This window comes from Nostoc sp. DSM 114160, from assembly GCF_053470305.1.
Map to the genome: position 1 here is coordinate 20,976 of NZ_JBPFGO010000004.1, position 21,470 is coordinate 42,445.

Here is a 21,470-nt window from a genome sequence, read left to right on the forward strand (position 1 = left end):
TTTAAATCCCTTACCCTTTTCCCCTTCCCCTTTCCCCAGCCCTCACCCAGCATTTTTGGGTTGCCGGACTACTAGTTGTCTTTAGCTTCAAAAATAAAGCATAAATTTAATGTCTTGCCACGCTACTAGGGTGCATTAACCTGGGTCTTGAGTTAATTAAGTAATCAAACAAACCTGATATTAAAAATTATGAATTAATAATGATTTGTTGATAATTTATCCAAGCTTCCCAAAAAATATAAATTGATAGTATTCCTAAGAAGATGCGAAGCACTAAGCTTACAGTATAATCAGGTAGTTTTGGCAATGTGCGAGTACTCATTTGAACACCTAAAAGACCGCCGCATCCCAAAACTATACCTTGAGCAAACAGAATATTGCCTTCTAATGTATGTCCTGTGCAGGCAGCTAAAGCAGTGATGACAATCACGCCCAAACTAGTTTGAATTGCTACTTTAATTTCTTCTCCCAGTAGCAGCATTTGTAGCGGAACCATAATCGTACCGCCACCTAAGCCGAATAAACCTGCTAAAATTCCTGCTGCTCCCCCAGTGCCAATTTTAGAAACTAAGGGATTAAATACTGGGGCTGTATCTTCTTTTTCCTGCAAGGACAGTTGCTTGCGAAGCTCAATCAGATAGATGTTAGTAAGTAGTATGATGCCAAATGTAAAAAGTATTATATAAGATGGAATTTTATTGGCGAAATATACACCTATTCCAGTTGTTAGAAAAGCTGGAATTCCTAAATAAATTACTCGTTTAAAGTCAAAGTAGCCCATCCACCAATTTTGCAAACTTCCAGAAATTGAAGTAATTACAATAGCAAGGCTACTAGTAGCGATCGCTTGAACGGGAGTATAACCTAATGTGACTAAAAGAGGAATTGTGATAATACCGCCACCTATTCCTAAAAGTCCAGCTATGACTCCAGATATTAAACCTCCACTCACTAAAATCAACCAACTAAAATCAATCATAAATAATTATTTTTCTAGAGAACTGATTGTACTGAGTGGGCATTGGGCATGGGGCATTGGGCATAGATTATTCTTCTTGTACCCCTGATCTCCCTTATTTTTCTCATGCTTGTACTGTCACCGGATGGCTAACAACGCCTCCGTAGAGCAATCCAGAGTCATTCCACGGAATTGTACTCGGTTGTGTATTACCTAAATTGTCAGTAGCACGAGCCTGGAGAAAATATTCTCCAGGAAGTGGGTTCCATTCAATATCCCAGCGTACCCACGCAAATGGAAAATTTGGTTCTCTCAGTCGTGCAAATTGCCAAGTTTTGCCACCATCTAGACTGACTTCCACACGCACAATTTTTCCTTTCCCAGACCAAGAACGTCCGCGTAGTAAGTGGGTTTTAGCAGAAAGAGTAGCTGGCCAAGCCAACTCGAAAGCGCTCTTAACATTTTGATAGGTAATCAGCTTACCTTTATATGGTGCGATCGCTGGGTAGTCTGCACCAACTAGCACCATCTGCTCCGTTACCCACTGGGTATATATCGGTGTTTCAGAAACCTCAATCCGCTCAATCCATTTAACGTTGGCGTTTCCTCCCCAACCAGGGAATAAGACACGGCACGGCTGACCATGATCTGGAGGTAATGCTTCTCCATTCATTGCGTAGACGACGAGCGAGTTATCTGCTAATGCTTTGCTAATTGGAACTACACTGCTGAACTTGGATTTATTTGTCTCCTTTGAATCCAGCGAATCCACATCTGCACCCTCAACGAGTACATCTTTTGCTGTGGATTTCAGTCTAGCTCGTTCTAATAACATACCAAGTGGTACACCAGTCCACTCAGCCACACCAATAGCCCCAAGTCTCCACCGTGTTCCAGGGAGTGGTGTGTTATAAGCTTCTTCAAAGAAACGCCGACCATTAGCAGCACACTCAATAGCACAAGTGACTGAGATGGATGGTATGGCGATGATTTCATCGTATGTAAACTCGCAAGGTGCAGAAACACCAGTTCCATGAATTTGCAAGCGCCATGTAGATGGGTCAAAGGGAGGTGGTGCGCTGCGGTTGTGAACATAGAACCAATCATTTGGTACTAAATAGCCACGCCCATACATCGCTTCCCAGTTCATCTCTAATGTGCCTTTGCTATGAGAGATGTACCCTGGTGGCAATGGCTTAAGTATTTTGCTGCCTTTAGTTTTAATAGTTGTCTGACTGTGAGCAGACGCAGGTTTAGCTAATCCCCCGATGGCTGTAGCGCCAACCATAGTAGCCAGTATTTTCAGAAAGTGCTGGCGTGAAATACCTGCATCTGCGCTTTTTTGCCAGATGCACTCATCAACCCGTGCCTGTAAATAATCCTCTTGGTCAAAGAGGTTTTCATCGCTCAAGCTATACCTCCTTATAATTTGTAATTCGTAATTAAGGTACAGAGAATGAAGGGGCAAAGGGAGATGAAAGAGATGAGGGAGACAAGGAGAAAAACCAATGCCCCATGCCCAATGCCCAATGCCCTAAAAAACTAGCTGTTTATCGCTGTCCAAACACCAGTTATCTGATCTTGTGTGTAGTTGGGCAAATAGTGAGCTAATCCGTTTTTAGCTATTTGAGCGATCGCATTTATAAAGCGATCGCAATCTTCTAATGTATTATATACAGCAAAGCTGGCTCGGATAATACTAGGAATGTTGCGTGTAATTCCTCTGTCTACTTCCCGAGCAATTTCCTTGTCTTGCTCGTCTGAAATATTCTTGAGTTTGCGAATGTACTCATAAGTACAGAAAGCCCCAGCCCGAACGCCAATACCGTATTCTTGTGCCAGAATTTCTGCTACTAAGCGTCCGTCAAATCCATCAATATCAAAGGGAATAACATGGGCTAAATTATCTCCAGGAATATGTATTTTGACACCAGGAATCAGCCCAAGCCGTGTATATGTAAATTCAACTAGAGAGTGTTCATACTGAGCAATGCGATCGCGCCCTACTGCTTCGATAATTTCAATCGCCTTGGCAATAGCGATCGCACCCATTGCGTTTGGTGTTCCAGGATCGTGGGCCCGTTCTGTATAAAAACGCTTAATCTCTAGGTTTCTGGTGATATAAGGCAGGTTTCCACCCCCAATTTGATAAGGGTAGGAGCTATCAAAAAATTCCTTTGGCCCCAGCAAAACCCCGGTTCCATAAGGGGCGTACATCTTGTGTCCAGAAAAAGCTACAAAATCTAAATGACATGGATCGTCATCAGCACGCATATCAACTCGTTCATGCTGAATCAACTGACACACGTCGGCAAATATCTTCGCACCATACCGATGTGCTAAAGCTGCAATTTCGTAAATTGGAGGTCTGTAACCTGTAATTGTCGAAGCACCTGTAATAGTTACTAACTTAATTTGCTCGGCTTCGGGGAGATTTTGATGTGCCTTGAAAATATCTTCAATTTCTGCAATACTTACGCTTCCATCTGGCTGGGTTCTGTACTGCACAACTTCGTCTCTAGTAACCCAAGGCAGCAGGTTAGATGAATGCTCAATATCAGAAACTAAGATTTTCCCAGGTTTTTTTGCCCAAAGTGTGGCGGCTCCATTAATTGCTTCTGTTGTATTCTTCGCAAAGATTACATAGTTGTCTGAAGATGACCCGACAAAATCCCGAATGATGTTTCGACTGGCATCATATTCTCGTGTAGTGATGATGGATTTTTGCCCAGAACCTCGATGTACGCTGCCATAGGTGTCAAGCATTTCGTCCACGTACTGCTTGAGGGTTGCAAAGGGTGTCGTTGTGGCTCCATTATCCAAGTTCGCATACTTGACATAGTTTCCGTTAAGAGTTTTCACCTTGAAAGATAGAGACTCATTTGTAAATAACGGTCTGATTTCTTTGTCCCAAAAGCTGTCACAATTTTCTACAAGCAGCGGTAATTTAGCAGTCTCTTGCTTGATATTTGCGCCCATTGCAAGTATGTCAGTCATCTTTAGCACCCCGATTTTCAATTTTGATTTTTTTGAAAAAGCCTAACTGCCGCAACACTTTATTTCGCGCTGCAACCAGATTAATTGCCAGTAATTATTGTCTTTATAATCACTTTATTTCTAGTAGAAACTGCGGTTATTACAATTATTCTTTAATAAAATAATTAAAAATAGTATCCGCAATAATATGTAATTTATATATTTTTATTGTAAATTAATATACAGTGTAAATAATGTTGTTAAGTAGTAAAGTATACTTTAAAAGATTTTGTTCCAGTCATTAAACAAACTTGACGTATTGAAGATAAGTCGATCGAAAAGCTTATAACTAATAAAACCTGCAATTCCTTACTGGCAGGGTATTTATCAAAAAAAATGCCCTCACTAAGTTGAGATTACTCTTTAAAAAAGTTTTATATTTTACTTAAACAAATTGTTACGTCTTTATTAAGACTTTATAAGTATTTACTCGTATTTATCGGGATCTCTTAAGATTGCAGTTATAGCGAAAGCTCTTAGTTGTTTGCTGACATTCAATAGCGATCGCTTCGGATGAGAGAATTATCATTGAAGAGTAGATACTTGTACGGATATCTATATCTAAGTACTCAATCAGGCATTACAAAATGTATTTTAGGAGAAAATCATAATTTATATCTTACGGCAGATGCGATATTGAAAAATAAAGTATAAGTTAAAGCAGTTTTTTTATGTAAAAAACTTCATCAGCTAGCCAATACAGTTTAATTTTTAATGTATCGGGTTTCTCGTCTCTCTCGCTTATCTTCAAAGGCGGCCAGAGTTCCCCTTGTACCTCTTCTTGACGGGGCAGAGCATCATAGTGTTATAACGGCATCAGTCTAGATACAAAATGGGAACACCAATTGATGATTAATTGCTGGTGCTTGAAGAGAGTTAAACTTAGCTTCTAGAGCAAACCCTGATTAGACACAGTTGATAAGCAATGCTAATGCCAGCACTGCTGAATATTTTTAAGCAGGTGAGTCAAGAGTGATGAATGAAGCTGACACCTCAAACAAGGGGGCTGTGATGGAATCCCTAAATTCTGCTAATTCGCCACAATCAGAGCAGGCGAGTTGTCCCTTTTACTCAGTTGTGCCTAATGACAATATGACAGTTAAAACACTGCCACTCCTCATGCCAGCTGAAGATACACAATTTTTACAAGATACCACCCGGCAGGACTGGGTTGCAGAGCCTGAAAGCGGCAAACAAGCACTTATTGACTCGGAATTTCAGAAACTGCTGGCATTGAACGAAGAATTACGTGCGGCTAATAATAAATTGTATGAACAAGTGGAGCAGCTAAAAGACAATCTAGCTGAGTCAGAAAAGGTTTTGCAGTGGCAGAAAACGCGTTCTAGCGTTAGTGAGTCGATGCTCAACCAACATACTCAGGAACTAGCTGCGGCTCAAGAACAGATAAAATCTTTATTTCAACAATTAGAAACTGCTGTACAAACTGTTCAACGTCAGGAAATTTTCACTGATACTTATAAAGCACAGCTACAAATTAGCCAACAACGCCTGGCCCAGTTAGAGCGAGAATGTACGTTGCTACACACTAGTAACAACGAACAATCTCAGCAGTTATTGCAATCAGAAAATGTTTGTCGGGAGTTACGTACTAGACTGATGCGACAACAACGCCAGACGCTGCAATTCAAAGCAGCTTTGGAAAAATGTCTAGATACCTCGGTTCCTAGCTATGACTCTTTAGAGGATACTGCAAAACATCCTAAAGACATAACTAGTAGCCAAGGAAGATTTTCTAGAAAAGCTCGGTCTTTATTTCCTAACGCCCAGCCAATTCAACCTTGGTCAGCAGAAGAAGAATCATTAAGTAACGATTTTGATAATTCTTGGGGTGAACCCTCAGCACCAATCCCATTCCAAAGAAATGAAGCTTCTGCGACACCGCCATCCTCTCCTTGGAATTGGACAGTTAAGAAAGACACGCCAACACCAACACAATCCGCGCCATCTCCAAAAATTGATGATTCTCCAGATACAAGTGAAGCGGTTTCACCTTCAGGTTCATCAAATTTAGATCGGCAATTAGATAGTTTAATCCAAATGTTTTTCACCTCCCAGCCTGCATCTACATCACCACCATCTGCTGCGAAAACGGATGTTAGTGATGTTCCGATTTGGGAGACTTTAGCAACAATCTTAGAAGACGATGAGGAACTAGAAAATCCACAGGAAGAAGATTTGAAGGCAGAAATTAATCCTTCTGCAACTACCTCTACTTCTTGGACGAAGGATTCTGTGCTTTCATCAGCCAATAACTTACTGCTTTCCTCTAATCCATCTCACACCGAAACGCCTGTTGGAGAAACTGAAGACTACTGGTCAGAAGTTTCCCAATTGTCAGCAAGTGATTTGTCCTCAGAGTCATTAGGTGATAACACCAATGATGACAATTCACCTTCACCAGTAGTTTATCCCCAGCGTCCACCCAAGGGGCGTAAGTCATTGGCATCTGTAGAACTGCCGAATTTTCGTCCCAAGAGTTAGGAGAGACGCGATTAATCGCGTCTGTACAAGTGATTAATGCCCAATGCCCTATGCCCCATTACTAATTCAGAATCCTTGCTTCTGACTTGGGAATTATGTCCTCTGGGTTGGATTTTGCCACCTGACTTGGCGATCGCGGTTTGCCTGTGGCGATCGCATAATTAATCGCCAATAGCCACAGCCACAAGCCTGGATTCCGGGGTTCTAGCCAAAAACCTACCCGGTTTAAGAAGTGCGAAAACCACGGACTTAGTAAAGCACTAATCAGAGCATGACGACCGAAATTGAAATAACTACCAAGCCATCGCCCTAAATCTCTAGGCCCAGCAAGTTCCCAAATCCATAAAAGCAAGGCAGGATTTTTCTTAGCGGCTTTCAGTGCTAAACGGTTAAAGGTTAACCAATCACAGCGATCTTTGATGAAGTTATCTGCTACCTCTGGCGGTTCGTCTGCTAACAGTCCAAAGAAGGTGTTGAGCATAGAGTTAATCCGCTGGGGTGGTAAAAATTTCCCTGTAGGAACCATCATCCCTTTGGAAAATAGCCAAGTCACGGAAACGTTGCTTTGGTAGGCGCGAATTTGGTTCAAGTGGCAAAAACTCAACAAGTCATGTTTGAGAGCAGCATCCAACAGCGTTGTTAAGCGCTCTAGGTTGCGAACTAGGGAACCAAAACCGGTGAAAACAAGGGGAGATTGGAGTGATGCAGCATCGCCGATCGCCATCAATCGATCAAAGGCAACTGTGCGATCGCGGCTTCCCACACTAAAATGCCCTGGTATATATCCAAATGTCGGCTTTTTCCACACCAATTTGTCCATATCGCACCTGCGATACTCTGGCAAAATTGTGAAAAAGTCTTCGTACATCTCCAGCAAAGAACCGGGATTTTCAGCATTGACTTCGTGGTAATGAAATAAATAAATCGTTAGTTCCTCATCTGCTGCGGGAAACAATTCCCAAATCAACTGCCTTCCTCGCGAAATATCCCCATGACTGTAAAGAACGTCTCCATATTGGGAATCCCATACTCCCGGCTCGAATCCGCTCTCAATTGCCGCTCCCACTGTCGGACAGACACTATCAAAGGCACGACCACCGTTTAATTGCCAAGCGATGGGGGACGCAGTTCCCATTGCATCTATTAGCAGTCGTCCAGTTACTTGCTTCTCAATCTGACTGGGCAAGTGCTTGACTTGCAAAACTACCTGTGATATATCAATATCTGCACGGATAAATTCTGTTTCATCCCAAATTTCACCGCCTGCCGCTTGCAGTTTTTGCCCACACATTTGGAGCCATTTATCGGAATCCAAGCCTAAATTTAGGACTGTGGGTGTGTGGAGGACAGGCGATCGCAGTTTGGCTGGATTATTAGCATCAAAAAACTTATTGAATCCGTCTTTGTACTCCCTGGCAATGATGGTTTCTAACTCAGCGGGGGTGACTAAACCCAAGTTAACCAAGCTTTGAATCTCGTCGCGCGAAATATTCCATTCTCGGTTCATCCGCCCAAAGGGCATTCGTTCCACCAGCAAGACTTTATATCCGAGTTTTGCCATCAATGCTGCATGGATTGCACCGAGTGCGCCACCGATATAAATAATATCGTACTGAGCATTAGTAATTAGGGATTGGGTATCGGAATTACCTTTTCCCCTGTCCCCTGTTCCCTGTCCCGTGTCCCCTTGATTGGAAAACACCACTTGACGCGGCTGCTGCGGATTTCGCACCCCTTCGCGCCATCGTTTTTCCCACCAATAGGCACGAGTTAGGTCATATTCACCGTTGGGCATTTTCTGAAAATACTTGACGGTAAGGGGGTAAGTAGAACCTAGTGCGGCAAATATTGATTGCTGGGATAAATCAATTGCTGGCGGTTCTGGGTAATGATGCGGAAAACGGCTTCTGATTTCCTTGGTCAAGCGTTGCAGAATTTTTCCTTCACTAGGAAAAGGTTGTTCTGCCCAGCGAAACACTTTCAGATAGGTAGTTCGTTGTACCGACCAGACAAATACCGAAAGTTCTGTAGGCAAGTTTTCGGAAGGAGCCACTCCAGCATCTGTAGTAGCACTAGCTATTCTCAGGCGAAAGCCTTCCGAAGTAAGCACTTTTTCTCCATTTCCAGGTTCAAAATCTGTTTGTAACCAACTACGCACAGTTTCTGTTTCTGGAGTTGGAACTTCTAAATAAAGGATTTCTTTCATGTTTTCCTGACATCTCCCATCAATCTACTCACTTAGACAGATTTTCTTAAGGCATAAAGTAAAGTAAAGTCCGCCCTATTAGTTTCATAAAGATTCAGTGAAGAAATTTTAAGAGTTTGTCAAATTGATTGTTCATTTTGTATTTCTGTAAACCCACGCCATGAATTATCCCATTCCAGACAGTCCCCAAGAAATTATTGACCTACGACAACAGCCAATTGACGAAGAACTAGTTGCCAGTGCGATCGCTGGAGTAATTAAAATTGTCCGCGCTCAGGGTCAATCTTTGGAAGAATTAACCGCTCAGTTGTTAGCAGACGATCCGCTGCTGGATCGGCAACAACGTCGCTGGTTAAGCCAATTAGTTGCCCAATGCTGGGAAAAGTTCTCCTAAAACCTTGCATAAGATGAAGTTTTGGTCGCAGCATTAGATTTCTGGGTCTGCACCTAAATATTGGCGATGCCTGCGGCGGGCTGCGCCTATGCATTTTCAGTATTGTAGTAATAATAATGACCAGTATGGCATTGTCAATTGGGTTGCTATTTTTGCGTTCATGGCACAGAAGCTACTAAATGAACCATATCAGCGTTTTACGTTGCTTATGAATTTTACAATGTTCTGAAACAGAAAGACCTTTGGCGCAAAATAGAGGTCTTTTTTTTGCGATCGATCTTCATACTGTTTGAACAACGCCTCGGCAGATAATTTTGTTGAGCGATCGCTAACTAAGTAAAAATAAATACATTTGCAAGCCTTGACAAAAAATAATCGTAGTCAGCGTTTCTAGCCATTTAAAATCTTATGCAGAGCGATAAATCGCTCACTACGAACAAAAGTTTTATTTTAGATTTAATTATGTCTACCGACTTATCCACTGACGATCGCTTTCAACCCATCAATCTTTTTGAGTACGAAAAGCTAGCAAAAGCATATCTATCTCAAACGACACTTGATTACTATAGCAGTGGTGCTTGGGACGAAATCACATTACGAGATAATCGTGCTGCCTTTGAGCGAGTCAAGCTGCGACCTCGGATATTAATCGATGTGAGCGATCGTAATTTAAGTACCTCCATTTTAGGACAACCCCTGCAACTACCTTTGTTAATTGCACCGATGGCTTTTCAATGTCTAGCCCATCCAGATGGAGAAGTTGCTACGGCCCTAGCTGCTGCATCAGCTGGTGTGGGTATGGTGTTAAGTACAATGGCAACAAAAAGCATTGAAGAAGTGGCGACTGCATGTAATCAGTTTCCAGATTCTCTGCGGTGGTTCCAGCTTTATATCCATAAAGACCGGGGATTAACTCGTGCTTTGGTAGAAAAAGCCTATAAAGCAGGCTACAAAGCACTTTGTCTCACTGTGGATGCACCCGTTCTCGGACAGCGCGAGAGAGATAGACGTAATGAATTTGCCTTACCTCATGACTTACATCTGGCTAATCTTGCTAGTATCTCAGGACTAGACATTTCCCATGAAAAAGGTGAATCTGGATTATTTACCTACTTTGCTCAACAACTAAACCCAGCAGTCACTTGGGACGATTTGGAATGGTTGCAGTCTTTATCTGGACTACCTTTAGTTATCAAAGGAGTTTTACGCCCAGATGATGCTGTGCGGGCTGTAGAATATGGAGCCAAAGCAATTGTTGTTTCCAATCATGGTGGTAGACAACTCGATGGTGCGATCGCTTCTTTAGATGCCCTCGCTGAAATAGTAGCCGCAGTGGATGGTAAGGTAGAAGTAGTGTTGGATGGTGGCATTCGTAGAGGCACAGACATTCTCAAAGCTCTGGCATTAGGAGCAAAAGCAGTACTAATCGGACGACCTATTTTGTGGGGACTAGCGATAGCAGGGCAAATCGGCGTTTCTCATGTCATCTCACTCCTACAAGATGAGTTAAATGTGGCAATGGCACTTAGCGGCTGCGCCAAAATGCAGGATATTGACCTTAGTTTATTGACCCTGCCACGTTTTTAGTCGGAGAACTGTTAGAAATGTGATTCCAGCAAAACTTTGAGAAATAATTTTCAGACTTGTTACAAAATCTCTTAATTAGAGTATACTAGTTAAGGTTAGATACAAGGGCGGGTGGCGGAATTGGTAGACGCACCACACTCAAAATGTGGCGGCCTTACGGTCATAGGAGTTCGATTCTCCTCCTGCCCACTACCAAGCAAGTGATAAAGAGGTTAAAAACTTATGCGCCTAAAAAGATGGGAATCTCCCCGTAAAGAAGGCAGAAATGATAAAGGTAGAGGCGGTTCTGCTAGGAAGCGTCAACTAAAAAAACAAAGGCAAATGTTACGCCAAAGACTTAAAGAAAGTAACAAGCAAGACTTTAACAAAAACGATAGACCAGGGAAAGATAAATTTATCTTTCCCTTATTTTTTGGGCTTTTATTTCAGAAAAAAAGAAAATTTAGAGATTTTTCAATACAGACACTACATTAAAAAATCTGTAATCAGTTTGGAAATTATAATAAAAAATTATATTCATTAAAATATACTAAATTAATTCAACTTCTTAAGCGCATATTGACGTATAAAACCCGCTGATTAAGTGGTTAGCATTTTACATCTATACTTAAGTTGTCAAGTAGTATATACTACTTTAAAATTCAGCTTTTCTTTAGGAATTTATCGCAATTATAATGCTTAGATGAACTAACCAAAAATTAATTATGAAGGAAGTATGAATTTTGTCAAGCAGTGTCTAAAATCCTTAACATAAAACAGTAAGCTAGGACACAACAGTAAATAATTGTAGTATTACCGATTAAGCCAAAAGTATACTAAAAAGGCAATTGCACCTCCACGTGTTAACTTCCAACAATCACACAAGCCGACAAAAAGTTAGGAGTTATCCAATCCAAATATTAAATCGTTGGGATTGGTCTAGGTAATCTATGAATTGTTTTCTTGGATACAGGAGTTATTGATGGTGGCAAGAGTGCTTCTACCTACTAAAAAAGTGCTTGATTTTCCTATTACTGCTTTACGGTTTGACGAGCAGATACAAACAGTAGTGAAGTGGGCGAGTAGGCGTGAGAGTAAAACTGTATATGTAGCCAATGTACACATGCTCATTGAAGCCCATTGGAATCCAGAGTTTGCCACCGTATTGCGAAATGCAGATATAGTTACTCCTGATGGTATGCCTCTGGTATGGATGATGCGAAAAATGGGAGCGCTTTACCAAGACCGTGTAGCAGGGATGGATATTTTTCTTGCATTGTGCGAGCTAACTCAAACACACAATCTGAGCATTTTCTTTGTAGGTTCCCAAACAGAAATTCTGTCTAGGATGCAAAACAGGTTAGAGAAGGAATTTCCACAGATAAAGATTGCGGCAATGGAACCTCTACCCTTTCGTCCCCTAACTGAAATTGAAGACGAAGCCTTGGTTCAAAAGATTAACTCTAGTGGTGCTAGCGCTGTCTTAGTGTCTTTGGGATGTCCCAAACAAGAAAATTGGATAGCTCAACATAAGGGCAAAATACAAGCTGTAATGATTGGACTGGGTGGAGTTTTCCCTGTTTATGCCGGAATTCATAAGCGCGCACCCCGCATGGTTCGAGACTTAGGACTTGAATGGCTATATCGATGGATTCAAGAACCGCGCCGACTTTGCGGCCGCTATGCTAAGACTATTCCACTCTTTATATGGTTGGCTACTAAGCAACTACTATCATCAAGTCGGATTGCAGGGGTCTTCCTTCACGAGACTGGAGACTAAAGAAAAAGAAATAGGTTAAGACCAGACTCAAAGCGGCTCATCATCAAAAGAACCAGACTTTAGATGCTCAAGAAAAAATCTTCTGCTTGAAGCACGAAGATTCAACGGTTCACCTGAAAGTGATGAAAGAATTCAAGTACAAGGATTCGCACCAATCATTATCCTGCTGTAAAAACCCATTATCTGAAATCAACTATTAAAGTACTTGACATTAACCCAGGACGAAGTGTTATATTAACCGTAGTGAAATTGTTGGGGCGTCGCCAAGTGGTAAGGCAGCGGGTTTTGGTCTCGCCATCCCTGGGTTCGAATCCTAGCGCCCCAGTTAACCAAAAGACAGGCATAATAGCCTGTCTTTTAGAGTATTTAATTGAATTTTTAAGATGTATCTCAATGCATCTAATTCTGTAAATGTTACTTATCAGGGGATTTGAGAGCTTGATCTAGGGGTCTGCCTAGCTAGTTCTGCTTTAGCTCGCGCTTCTTGGTAACGCACATTAGCTTGAGCAAAGTTTTTGAGAACTTTAAAACCTTCCTTGAGTCGAGTCATTTCCTCTTCTGTCACCGAGTCATCGGTAAATAGAATATCAACAGCTTTACGAATTTCCAACGCTTCAGATCGTGACTCCTGAACTTTCAGTTTGAGCGTAGCCAGGTTACTTAGAATCTGAACAGCTTGTGTAATGGTATCTTCACCATTAGCAGTATCAATAGTTGACTCTTTTACCTCAATTAATTGTTGAGGGCCAAATCCTTCTTCCAGTTCCGTGGGTAGCTTACCTGCATCCATCAGTTCCATTAGCTGATCCATTGCTTTATCACGGGCTTTGGCTGAATCTTTTCCAGAAACAGTAAGGATAATTTCTGGGCTTTGAGCGAGAGTGTATTGAACCATATTTGAGCAGAAAATTTGCTGATTTAACCAAGCTGAGGCAAGTAATTATATCATTTTGCGTGTCCGATCGTTTGTTGATTGTCTAGTCAATTAAAGAGTTGAAGACCGAACGTCAACACTTTGAATTTTGAATTGTTACCTCTACCCAAGCTAAGTCGCTCAAAATAAAACTTTATACTTAAGAAAAGGAATAATTTTCAATAGGAGGGGAGAGCAATGGCTCCCAGTCCCACCATCATGCAGGCTGTGGAACAACTGGGCTACCGTGTCACCGTTGGTGATGTCGCAACTCAGGCAGGATTGAACGTCGCTGAAGCTAATCAAAGCTTGTTAGCTCTGGCATCTGATGCTGGCGGGCATTTACAGGTAGCGGATTCAGGTGATATAGTTTTCCTTTTTCCACAAAATTTTCGAGCAATTTTGCGTAATAAATACTTCCGGCTACGATTGCAGGAATGGTGGAAAAAAGTCTGGAGTGTTCTGTTTTACCTGATTCGCATTTCTTTTGGAATTTTCTTAACTGTTTCCATCGCCCTGATAACTGTTACCATCTTCATTATCATTACCTCTATCAATTCAGACCGTGACGGCGACAATCGAGGCAGTAATTCCGGCGGTGGGGGCTTCTTCTATTTTCCAAATTTATTTTGGTATCTTAGCCCAAATTATGACACCCACTACCAAGAACGACGACGTGAAAGCCGGGAAGAAAGCAATCTGAATTTCTTTGAAGCTGTGTTTTCGTTTTTATTTGGCGATGGTAATCCTAACGCAAATTTAGAAGAACGTCGCTGGCAAGAGATTGCTACGGTGATTCGGAGTAACCGTGGTGCAGTGGTAGCAGAACAAATTACCCCATATTTGGATGACCTTGGCGAAGGATACACAAGAGAGTACGAAGATTATATGCTGCCCGTTCTAACGCGGTTTAATGGGCAACCGGGAGTAAGCCCAGAAGGGCAAATGGTTTATTATTTCCCAGAGTTGCAGGTGAGTGCAGTTAAAAAGCGCCGTCATGCAATATCAGATCGTTTAGAGGAATTTCCTTGGCGTTTTAGCGCCGCAAGTTCCGGGCAAATTATGCTGAGTGCTGGGTTAGGGATACTAAATTTTGTTGGTGCTTTAGTACTGGGAAGTTTATTGAGAGATGGAACTGTTGCCGTCCAATTAGGTGGACTGGTAGCTTTTGTACAAGGAATTTATTGGCTGCTATTGGCTTACGGAGTAGGTTTTTTAGGTATACCGTTATTGCGTTATTTCTGGATTGGGTGGCGTAATCGCAAAATAGGCGATCGCAACCGCGATCGCCTTTCCAGAGCAAGGGTATTGGCAAGTCCTGATGCACTTTTGCAACAAAAAATCAACTATGCTCAACAATTTGCAACAGAAAAAGTCATTGGCAACGAAGATTTAGTGTATTCTAGCGAAACTGACTTACTCGACCAAGAAGTTGAGCGTTCTGCACAAATTGACGCTGAGTGGCAACGGCGCTTAGAACGTGGGAGTGGGGAATAAGAAGCAGAGGGGCAGGGCTTTCAAGGGCAGGCTTTTAGGCTTTCGATAAATAGTTGAGAATGTTCTCAATTATTGAACGTAGTTTTAAGTTCTCAGACAATGGTTTTGGTTTTAAAATCCCAAAAATTTGTCTAATCAAAAAAACCTGCCCCAGAAAGGAGGGGCAGGGGGGCAGAGGAGCAGGGGGAGAAGAATTAATAATCAGTCCCCAATGCCCAATGCCCAATACTTCGACTTCGCTCAGTACAAGTGCCCAATGCCCAATGCCCAATCCCTAATTACTTCGCCTGAATTGGTGTTAGAGCTACACCTTGATAATAATGTCCCAAAATTTGCAGATGGTTCACTCCTTGCCGAGCCAGATTGTACGCCCCCCACTGACTCATACCTAAAGCATGACCGTAGCCAAGCCCTTGCAGTACAAAACTACCATCAGCCCCCTTGGTGACGCTAAATTTGGTACTTTTTAACTTGAGGGCTGTTCGCACTTCTTCACCCTGTAGCACCTTTGTGCCCTTGTTACCGACAATTTTTAAAACTTTAACACTGCCAAAAGGTGAGTATGTCTCTGGAGTCATCGCCGTTACACTGCCCACATCAGGAAATTTAGCGCTAATTTCACTGGGCGAGAAGGTTTTCACCCAATTACACTCGCGGATATTTTGATCGTAGTCTTGAACAGCACGTAGATAAGGTTCGCTGCTTCCCCAAACATCTTCTACGTTTTCAGTGTGTCCCCCAGAACAAGCGTGGAAGACTGAGAGAATAATCCGGTTTTTGTAAGTTAGTACCTGCCCTAGAGTAGAATCCACTGCGGCGTAAGTAGCAGGAGATTCACTGATGACACCTTTGTAAATTTGCCAGCGATCGGGGGTATTGCCTAAATCATAAACGGGATTATTGCGTTGTCTTTCTCGTTCGTAGAGGGCGTAAGTGCGGGCTGCGATCGCTTGGGCTTTTAGTGCTTCTTGGGGCCAGCTAGCATCCATTTCCCCACCAAGAACGCTGTAGAGATATTCTTGATCGTCAACCCAGTTAACAGCCGTTAAGCCTTTTTCTGTGGGGACAACCAGAGTTCTGCCTCGATACCAGCGATCGCCAATATAAACAAATCCTTTACCAGTTGGCTCAATCCAAAATAAACCAGACTGCCACTTATCTAAAGCAACTCCGCCAGGAACGGCTTGGGCATAATATGCACTCATTGCTGGCAACTGTCCAAGAGTCCGACCAGTACTATCCTTAACGATCCCAGTGGTGGAACTGCCCACTTTTACCTGATTAACGCCTCTCTCGATTGCCACGCGTAGGATTACAGACGCTTGGGCTGGGGCAACCAAAGCTATCCACAAAAAGATACTTACCCACCAATAACGTACTTTAATCTGAGAAAATAAAGAGCCTAAGTAAAGTTGGAATTTCATACCGATCATCTAATCACACTAGTATCTAATTGACGCTCTGGATTATGGCGTCTACTACTTTAAGATGAGACAGTTCTCCAACGCAGGAGGTTGCCACCTCCTACTAATTATGCATTTTGCTTTAAATATAAGTAGGATTTACGCAAAATTATGAAAAAACGTAGACACGAAGTGGCTTCTCGAATGGTGCCGCAAAGACGCAAAGTACACGTTCGCGCAGCGTCTCGCAGAGAAGTAATAAGAGTTTGAGAGAGTTTTTGCGTAAGTCCTAATTAGCTAGAAATCAGAAATTGGGGAAAGTGAATCGTCTAAACCTGACTGCTGTGGAAGAGAAACTTTTATTCTCCGATTTACGATGTCAATACCTTTTGAGAATTGCTTGCTTCATTAGCGATAATTCCAATTAAATTTAACTTACTCAAAATTTCTGTTGCTTGAGTCAGTTCAGTTCGAGTCACTTTCCCCATACGCTCTACCATTACAATAGCACTGCAAAAAGATGCCACAATCCTGGCATCAACCGTGCCTAAAATAGATGGGGCATCTATTAGTACTAGGTCATAACTTTGCTCAAATAGCTCTATTAGTTCTTTCATCCGTTGACAACTGAGCAACTTCACTGTGTCTTCTGGTTCTGGTCCAGCAGTCAAAATATCAATAGAGGGGTGAATCGGCTGGATGTAATCTTGAAAATGAGTCGTTGTCTCATCAACTAATAATAGAGACAGTCCCCAATCATTGGATAGTTCCAAGATTTTGTGCAGGCTAGGATTATGTAGGTTAGCATCAATTACTAATACCCGTCTATGCATCCGGGCAGCGCTAGCTACAAGTCCTAATATTAAGGTTGTCTTTCCTTCTCTTGGTAGTGCTGAAGTGAACATCAGCGACTTGAATGGTAAGGGATATTTTAATATTTGAATATTTTGATAGATCATGTCCAAAGTTTCATGGACGGGCAATTTATTACTGGCTTCTATTATAGAAGAATTTGAGTTGACTCGGAAATTCCAAGGCAGGCCAAGCCGCCGTTTTTTGACACCACGTGACGGTAGTTTTGGTACCGATCCTAATACACGTAGATTTGTCACTTTCTTTAAATCTTCGGCACAATAAATAGCGTCATTAAACTTTTCCAAAATCAGAGCTGCTAAGATACCTAAAATCGGCCCAATTATTGCTCCTCCAACCAAAATGAATAATCTATTGTTACCCATATAAATACCAGGAGAAGGTTCTGCCAAAACTTGCCAGTTATATCCTTCCTGAGCAATTTTCAATCCTAATGACTGTTGCGCTTGGATTAATTGTTCAAGGTTTTTACGACTAGTTTCTACCTTTACCAGTAGACGATTATACTCTGCTATTAAGCTTGGGTATTGGTTTAGCTCAGAGCGTAGTTGCTGTTCTGATTCGACCAAATTCTTTTCATTGGCAGTTAGTCCTAAAACACTTGTCTGTACCAAAACAAACTCATCTACTAGTGTTGGATCGACCCCTAACATTTGTCCTTTGAATAAGGGTTTTTCTTTACTAGTATTAGTAATATTTTTTACCTCTTCTCGTAAAAGGTAAAGTTGACTTTGGCGTTGCTGTTTTAATTTTTGTACCGATGGGTAATCATCTGTATACCGGAGCCGCTCCTTAGCCAACGCTAGTTCAGTCTTTTGAATTTCACTTAATAATGCTTGATAGCGGCTTGACTGATTTAAACGAGAAGAAAGTAGTGTATTCTGCTGGGATGAAGATGCTATTAATTGCTCTAGATTATCGTAGCGAGCGTTTACATCTTGAAGGTTGGCACGAGTGGTTTGTAATTGTTGTTGAATATCGGCTAGAGATTCTAGCAGAATTTTACTTTGGACTTCGGGATCGAGTAATTTATGTTTTTTGCGAAACTGTTCTAAATTTTTCTCAGCTTTACTTACCTCTTTTTTGACCTCAGGTAGGCGAGTGTTTACAAAAGCTAATCCCTGATTCAGACGTTCTTTTTGCTGCTGTTTATTGTAGTTTTGATAGACTTTCTGTAGCGCTTGAAGTACTCTTTGTGCTTTTACTGGATCGTCATCCTGAAAAGAAACTTTAAATGACTGATTAAAAACTTTATTTGCTCCTATACCTCCCGCTTCTGGAGTTACTTCTAAAGGTGCTTTTTTGTTATGTTGTTTTTGACCATTGATATCTTGTAAAGTAAGCTCAGGATAATCAGAATGGAGTAAATCTACAGCTTTCTGAAGCAACTTAGAACTCAGCATCAGTTTCATCTGAGTAGTGGGATCAACAAGTTGAGAATTTGACTGTGACCCTTCAGATAAATTGGAATTCACCAATATCTGCATATTGCTCTGGTAAGTAGGTTTGGCATTGATAGCCAAGAGGCTAGCAACTGACATAACTACACAGGAAACTCCAAAGATCGGAAAGCGTCGGCGAAGCAAAATAGTAGATAGTTGTCTGATGTCAACTGCGCCTTGTGTTGAAGTAGTAACCTGTTGCTTTTGATTCAGACTAGTCTTAGCCACTATTAAACTCCTCTAATATCGAAACACTATATTTATTTGGAAGATTTATGAGAAATATGAAATGATTTTTTTTACACCTAATAGCTGCGATCGCATACTTAATTCTTCTTCCAACAATGACAAGCTAATTTGGCACAACATTATGCCAACTGGCGCTTTCATGTTCATCAATTCATGCATATAAATTCTGAATCAGTGTGAGAAGGATAAAATTTTCATAAATATTTTATTTAATCAATAAAAATCTTGACGAAAAATTAATGATTTTTCCTAAGTATTTGAGTATAAAACTATCCAACTCACAAGAATACTAGATATATTAAAGTTATTTTGATAACTTGTAATAAAAAAAACACATTGATAAAAATATTTAAATCATACTATTTGTATATTCTTGATACATCTAGTTAACAGTAAATTGTTGGTTAAATAATTGACTTACTTCCAAAACGAAGCTACTGATTATTTGCTTGATTTTATGATTGAGACTATTAAAATCTAAGATAGAACCTGCTTAATTTTAGATTTTAGATTAGAAGCGTTCAATAAAAAATCTAAAATCTAAAATTGTTAGACTGAGCGTAGCCGTACCCTTCTGGGGAAGCAAGCTAGGCGTAGCGTTTTGCAGGAAAGTCCAAAATTTAAACGCCTACCTTGGTTAACTCTACTTCCCGTCGTCTGGGTACTTCATGAATCATAAAATCGTAAGCCATATCAGTACGGGGAAAAATAGCACGAGCTTCTTTGAGGAGATCCTTCAACTCTAAAGTATTTCCCGGAGCATAGCGGGGACTAAAATGACTCATAATCAGTCGATGCGCCCCAGCAGCTAAAGCTGTTTGTGCTGCCATTGTGGTAGTCGAATGTAACCGCTGGAAAGCCATATCTGCATCTTGATGGGCAAAGGTTGCTTCGTGAATTAATACATCGACATCATGAGCTAATTCCACTGCACCATCACAATAAATTGTGTCTGTACAATAGGCAATCTTTCGACCAATTTCTGTAGGGCCGCATAATTGAGTGCCATCAATCACCCGTCCGTCCACAAGCGTAACTGTTTCACCCCGCTTGAGTTGACCGTAAACCCGACCAGGAGGAATTTGCAACGCCTTGGCTTTTTCCACATCAAAGCGTCCGGCTCGGTCTTTTTCGGCTACGCGGTAGCCAAAAGCTGTAATCCGATGATGCAAATTACCGCAGCTAACGGTGAAGTCATCGTCTTCATAAATTATCCCTGGACGGATGGCGTGAACTTTGATCGGGTAAGAAAAATGCGTGTAGGAATAACGTGAGGCGGATTGAATGTAATCATTTAATCCAGGTGGGCCATAGATATCAATTCGTTCCACATTGCCAGCCAAGCCGCAAGTAGCAAGAAGTCCCATCAAGCCAAAGATGTGGTCGCCGTGCATGTGGGTGATAAAAATTCGGGAGAGTTGACTGATTTTCAGTTCACTCCGCATAATTTGATGCTGAGTACCTTCGCCACAGTCGAATAACCAGAGTTCTGCCCTTTGGGGTAATCTCAGAGCGACACTGGAAACATTGCGCGATCGCGTGGGTACACCGGAACTCGTCCCTAAGAATGTTATCTGCACAGTGTTCTTTAGTCTTCCTATTGCTCAATTTGCAGCTCTATTTTCTATAGTGGCACGGTTATTGAGCAAAATATTTAGCAATTTGAGCATTGGGCATGGGGCAAAACAGTTCAAAGTTCCGTTAGCGGGGCATTTAGCCCGTTCTCAGTCCTGAGTAAAAAAGTAAGATTCTCCACTCAGCACTCTTGAGGAGCATGGGGTATTAGTTACTAGTTATTCTCGCAATTTAGTATCCGCAAGTGACTAGATAATAAGTTGATAAATACCAAATGACTGCTGTATTATTGGTTGTGTTATGACTTCTTCTTGGGAATCGAAGTACATCTCTTAATACAAACATAAGCTTGCACTCAATACTTGATTTAGGACTGAAACAGATAGATTGTTTTTCTTAGTCAAATGACTTGAGAAAAACTTTAATTTCTTTGCTTCTCATATCTTCGGAATGGCGCTCCAACTGAGTTAAGTCTCTATTTGCAATTAAGGAGAATGTTCATGAGTTCTTTCCGAAAAATCTTGCAAGCACTATGCTTTATCGTTTTTCTTGCATTCTCGCTTCCTTCAGGAATCGCTCATGGTGTACAAGTTACATCTTTGGTAGGAAGCCCTACGCAATTAACGATTAGCACCTTTAATGTGGAAAACCTCGATCCTAAAAAGGAAAACGTCTCTAAGGTTGATAATAAGTCGCCCAGAAACGTCGATGATGATGTGAAAAACGGTAAGTTTACAGCTTTAGCAAACCAGATTGTTACTAATCTTGAAGCACCAGACATTATTGCTTTGCAAGAAGTACAAGACAATGATGGAGCTGAGTTAAGTTCTGTAGTTGATGCTACTCTAACTGCTGATACTCTAATCAGTTCTATCCAATCTGTAGGAGGCCCAGCCTATGAATATCGGGAAATTCCTCCTCAGAACGGACTTGATGGAGGCCAACCAGGTGGCAATATTCGGGTAGGCTTTTTGTTCAATCCTCAACGAGTTAAGCTACAAAAGCTTGAACGCTTTGCGGACGATCCAGCTTTTTTAGAAAGTCGTAAACCTTAAAATAGATAACCAAGGCGGTAT

14 protein-coding genes, 2 tRNA genes and 1 pseudogene are annotated in these 21,470 nt (G+C 41.5%); 9 read left to right on the forward strand and 8 right to left on the reverse strand.

Features of this window, described 5'->3' with window-relative positions; genetic code table 11:
- Positions 1 to 187 precede the first annotated feature (187 nt).
- The 3 genes from NSTCB13_RS31950 to NSTCB13_RS31960 form a co-directional block, all read right to left on the reverse strand.
- Positions 188 to 979 carry a sulfite exporter TauE/SafE family protein gene (locus tag NSTCB13_RS31950; protein WP_445631607.1) on the reverse strand — a complete coding sequence of 264 codons (792 nt, stop codon included), beginning with the start codon at positions 977 to 979 and terminating at the stop codon, positions 188 to 190.
- Between the two features lie 103 nt (positions 980 to 1,082).
- Positions 1,083 to 2,369, reverse strand: coding sequence for a sulfite oxidase (locus tag NSTCB13_RS31955; RefSeq protein WP_448275077.1), 1,287 nt, complete (start codon positions 2,367 to 2,369; stop codon positions 1,083 to 1,085).
- A 131-nt stretch (positions 2,370 to 2,500) separates the two neighbouring features.
- Complete coding sequence (locus NSTCB13_RS31960) at positions 2,501 to 3,955, reverse strand: aminotransferase class V-fold PLP-dependent enzyme (RefSeq protein WP_448275079.1); 1,455 nt, start codon at positions 3,953 to 3,955, stop codon at positions 2,501 to 2,503.
- Positions 3,956 to 4,969: 1,014 nt separating this feature from the next.
- Here NSTCB13_RS31960 and NSTCB13_RS31965 point away from each other — a divergent pair.
- A complete protein-coding gene (locus NSTCB13_RS31965; RefSeq protein WP_448275081.1) occupies positions 4,970 to 6,496 on the forward strand; it encodes a hypothetical protein in 1,527 nt (508 codons plus the stop codon).
- A gap of 61 nt (positions 6,497 to 6,557) precedes the next feature.
- On the opposite strand, the gene NSTCB13_RS31970 is transcribed toward NSTCB13_RS31965, so the two are convergent.
- Complete coding sequence (locus NSTCB13_RS31970; protein ID WP_448275083.1) at positions 6,558 to 8,702, reverse strand: NAD(P)/FAD-dependent oxidoreductase; 2,145 nt, start codon at positions 8,700 to 8,702, stop codon at positions 6,558 to 6,560.
- Positions 8,703 to 8,862: 160 nt separating this feature from the next.
- Here NSTCB13_RS31970 and NSTCB13_RS31975 point away from each other — a divergent pair, with 160 nt between their 5' ends.
- The 6 genes from NSTCB13_RS31975 to NSTCB13_RS32000 all read left to right on the forward strand — a co-directional run bounded on the left by NSTCB13_RS31975 (position 8,863) and on the right by NSTCB13_RS32000 (position 12,767).
- Positions 8,863 to 9,096 (forward strand): hypothetical protein, encoded by a 234-nt coding sequence (locus tag NSTCB13_RS31975; RefSeq protein WP_448275085.1) that lies wholly within the window; start codon positions 8,863 to 8,865, stop codon positions 9,094 to 9,096.
- A 462-nt stretch (positions 9,097 to 9,558) separates the two neighbouring features.
- A complete protein-coding gene (locus NSTCB13_RS31980; RefSeq protein ID WP_448275086.1) occupies positions 9,559 to 10,683 on the forward strand; it encodes an alpha-hydroxy acid oxidase in 1,125 nt (374 codons plus the stop codon).
- Positions 10,684 to 10,788: 105 nt separating this feature from the next.
- Positions 10,789 to 10,872: transfer RNA gene (locus NSTCB13_RS31985), tRNA-Leu, on the forward strand.
- 33 nt (positions 10,873 to 10,905) lie between these two features.
- Positions 10,906 to 11,157 (forward strand): hypothetical protein, encoded by a 252-nt coding sequence (locus NSTCB13_RS31990; protein ID WP_445631614.1) that lies wholly within the window; start codon positions 10,906 to 10,908, stop codon positions 11,155 to 11,157.
- 487 nt (positions 11,158 to 11,644) lie between these two features.
- Positions 11,645 to 12,442 carry a WecB/TagA/CpsF family glycosyltransferase gene (locus tag NSTCB13_RS31995; protein WP_445631615.1) on the forward strand — a complete coding sequence of 266 codons (798 nt, stop codon included), beginning with the start codon at positions 11,645 to 11,647 and terminating at the stop codon, positions 12,440 to 12,442.
- Positions 12,443 to 12,695: 253 nt separating this feature from the next.
- A tRNA-Gln gene (locus tag NSTCB13_RS32000) sits at positions 12,696 to 12,767 on the forward strand.
- 89 nt (positions 12,768 to 12,856) lie between these two features.
- On the opposite strand, the pseudogene NSTCB13_RS32005 reads toward NSTCB13_RS32000, so the two are convergent.
- Positions 12,857 to 13,337 (reverse strand): annotated as a pseudogene (locus tag NSTCB13_RS32005) (hypothetical protein).
- A 216-nt stretch (positions 13,338 to 13,553) separates the two neighbouring features.
- On the opposite strand from NSTCB13_RS32005, the gene NSTCB13_RS32010 reads away from it, so the two are divergent.
- Positions 13,554 to 14,852 (forward strand): hypothetical protein, encoded by a 1,299-nt coding sequence (locus NSTCB13_RS32010; RefSeq protein ID WP_448267117.1) that lies wholly within the window; start codon positions 13,554 to 13,556, stop codon positions 14,850 to 14,852.
- Positions 14,853 to 15,130: 278 nt separating this feature from the next.
- Here NSTCB13_RS32010 and NSTCB13_RS32015 read toward each other — a convergent pair whose 3' ends face one another.
- The 3 genes from NSTCB13_RS32015 to NSTCB13_RS32025 form a co-directional block, all read right to left on the reverse strand.
- The gene (locus NSTCB13_RS32015; protein WP_445631617.1) at positions 15,131 to 16,276 is read right to left on the reverse strand and encodes a SpoIID/LytB domain-containing protein; all 1,146 of its coding nucleotides are present in this window, start codon (positions 16,274 to 16,276) and stop codon (positions 15,131 to 15,133) included.
- A gap of 350 nt (positions 16,277 to 16,626) precedes the next feature.
- The gene (locus tag NSTCB13_RS32020) at positions 16,627 to 18,798 is read right to left on the reverse strand and encodes a GumC family protein (protein WP_448275087.1); all 2,172 of its coding nucleotides are present in this window, start codon (positions 18,796 to 18,798) and stop codon (positions 16,627 to 16,629) included.
- Between the two features lie 641 nt (positions 18,799 to 19,439).
- Positions 19,440 to 20,399, reverse strand: a complete 960-nt coding sequence (locus NSTCB13_RS32025) for a ribonuclease Z (protein WP_445631619.1) — start codon at positions 20,397 to 20,399, stop codon at positions 19,440 to 19,442.
- A 495-nt stretch (positions 20,400 to 20,894) separates the two neighbouring features.
- Between NSTCB13_RS32025 and NSTCB13_RS32030 the strand changes: the two genes are divergently transcribed.
- Positions 20,895 to 21,449, forward strand: a complete 555-nt coding sequence (locus NSTCB13_RS32030) for an endonuclease/exonuclease/phosphatase family protein (protein ID WP_448275089.1) — start codon at positions 20,895 to 20,897, stop codon at positions 21,447 to 21,449.
- The last annotated feature ends 21 nt before the right edge of the window (positions 21,450 to 21,470 follow it).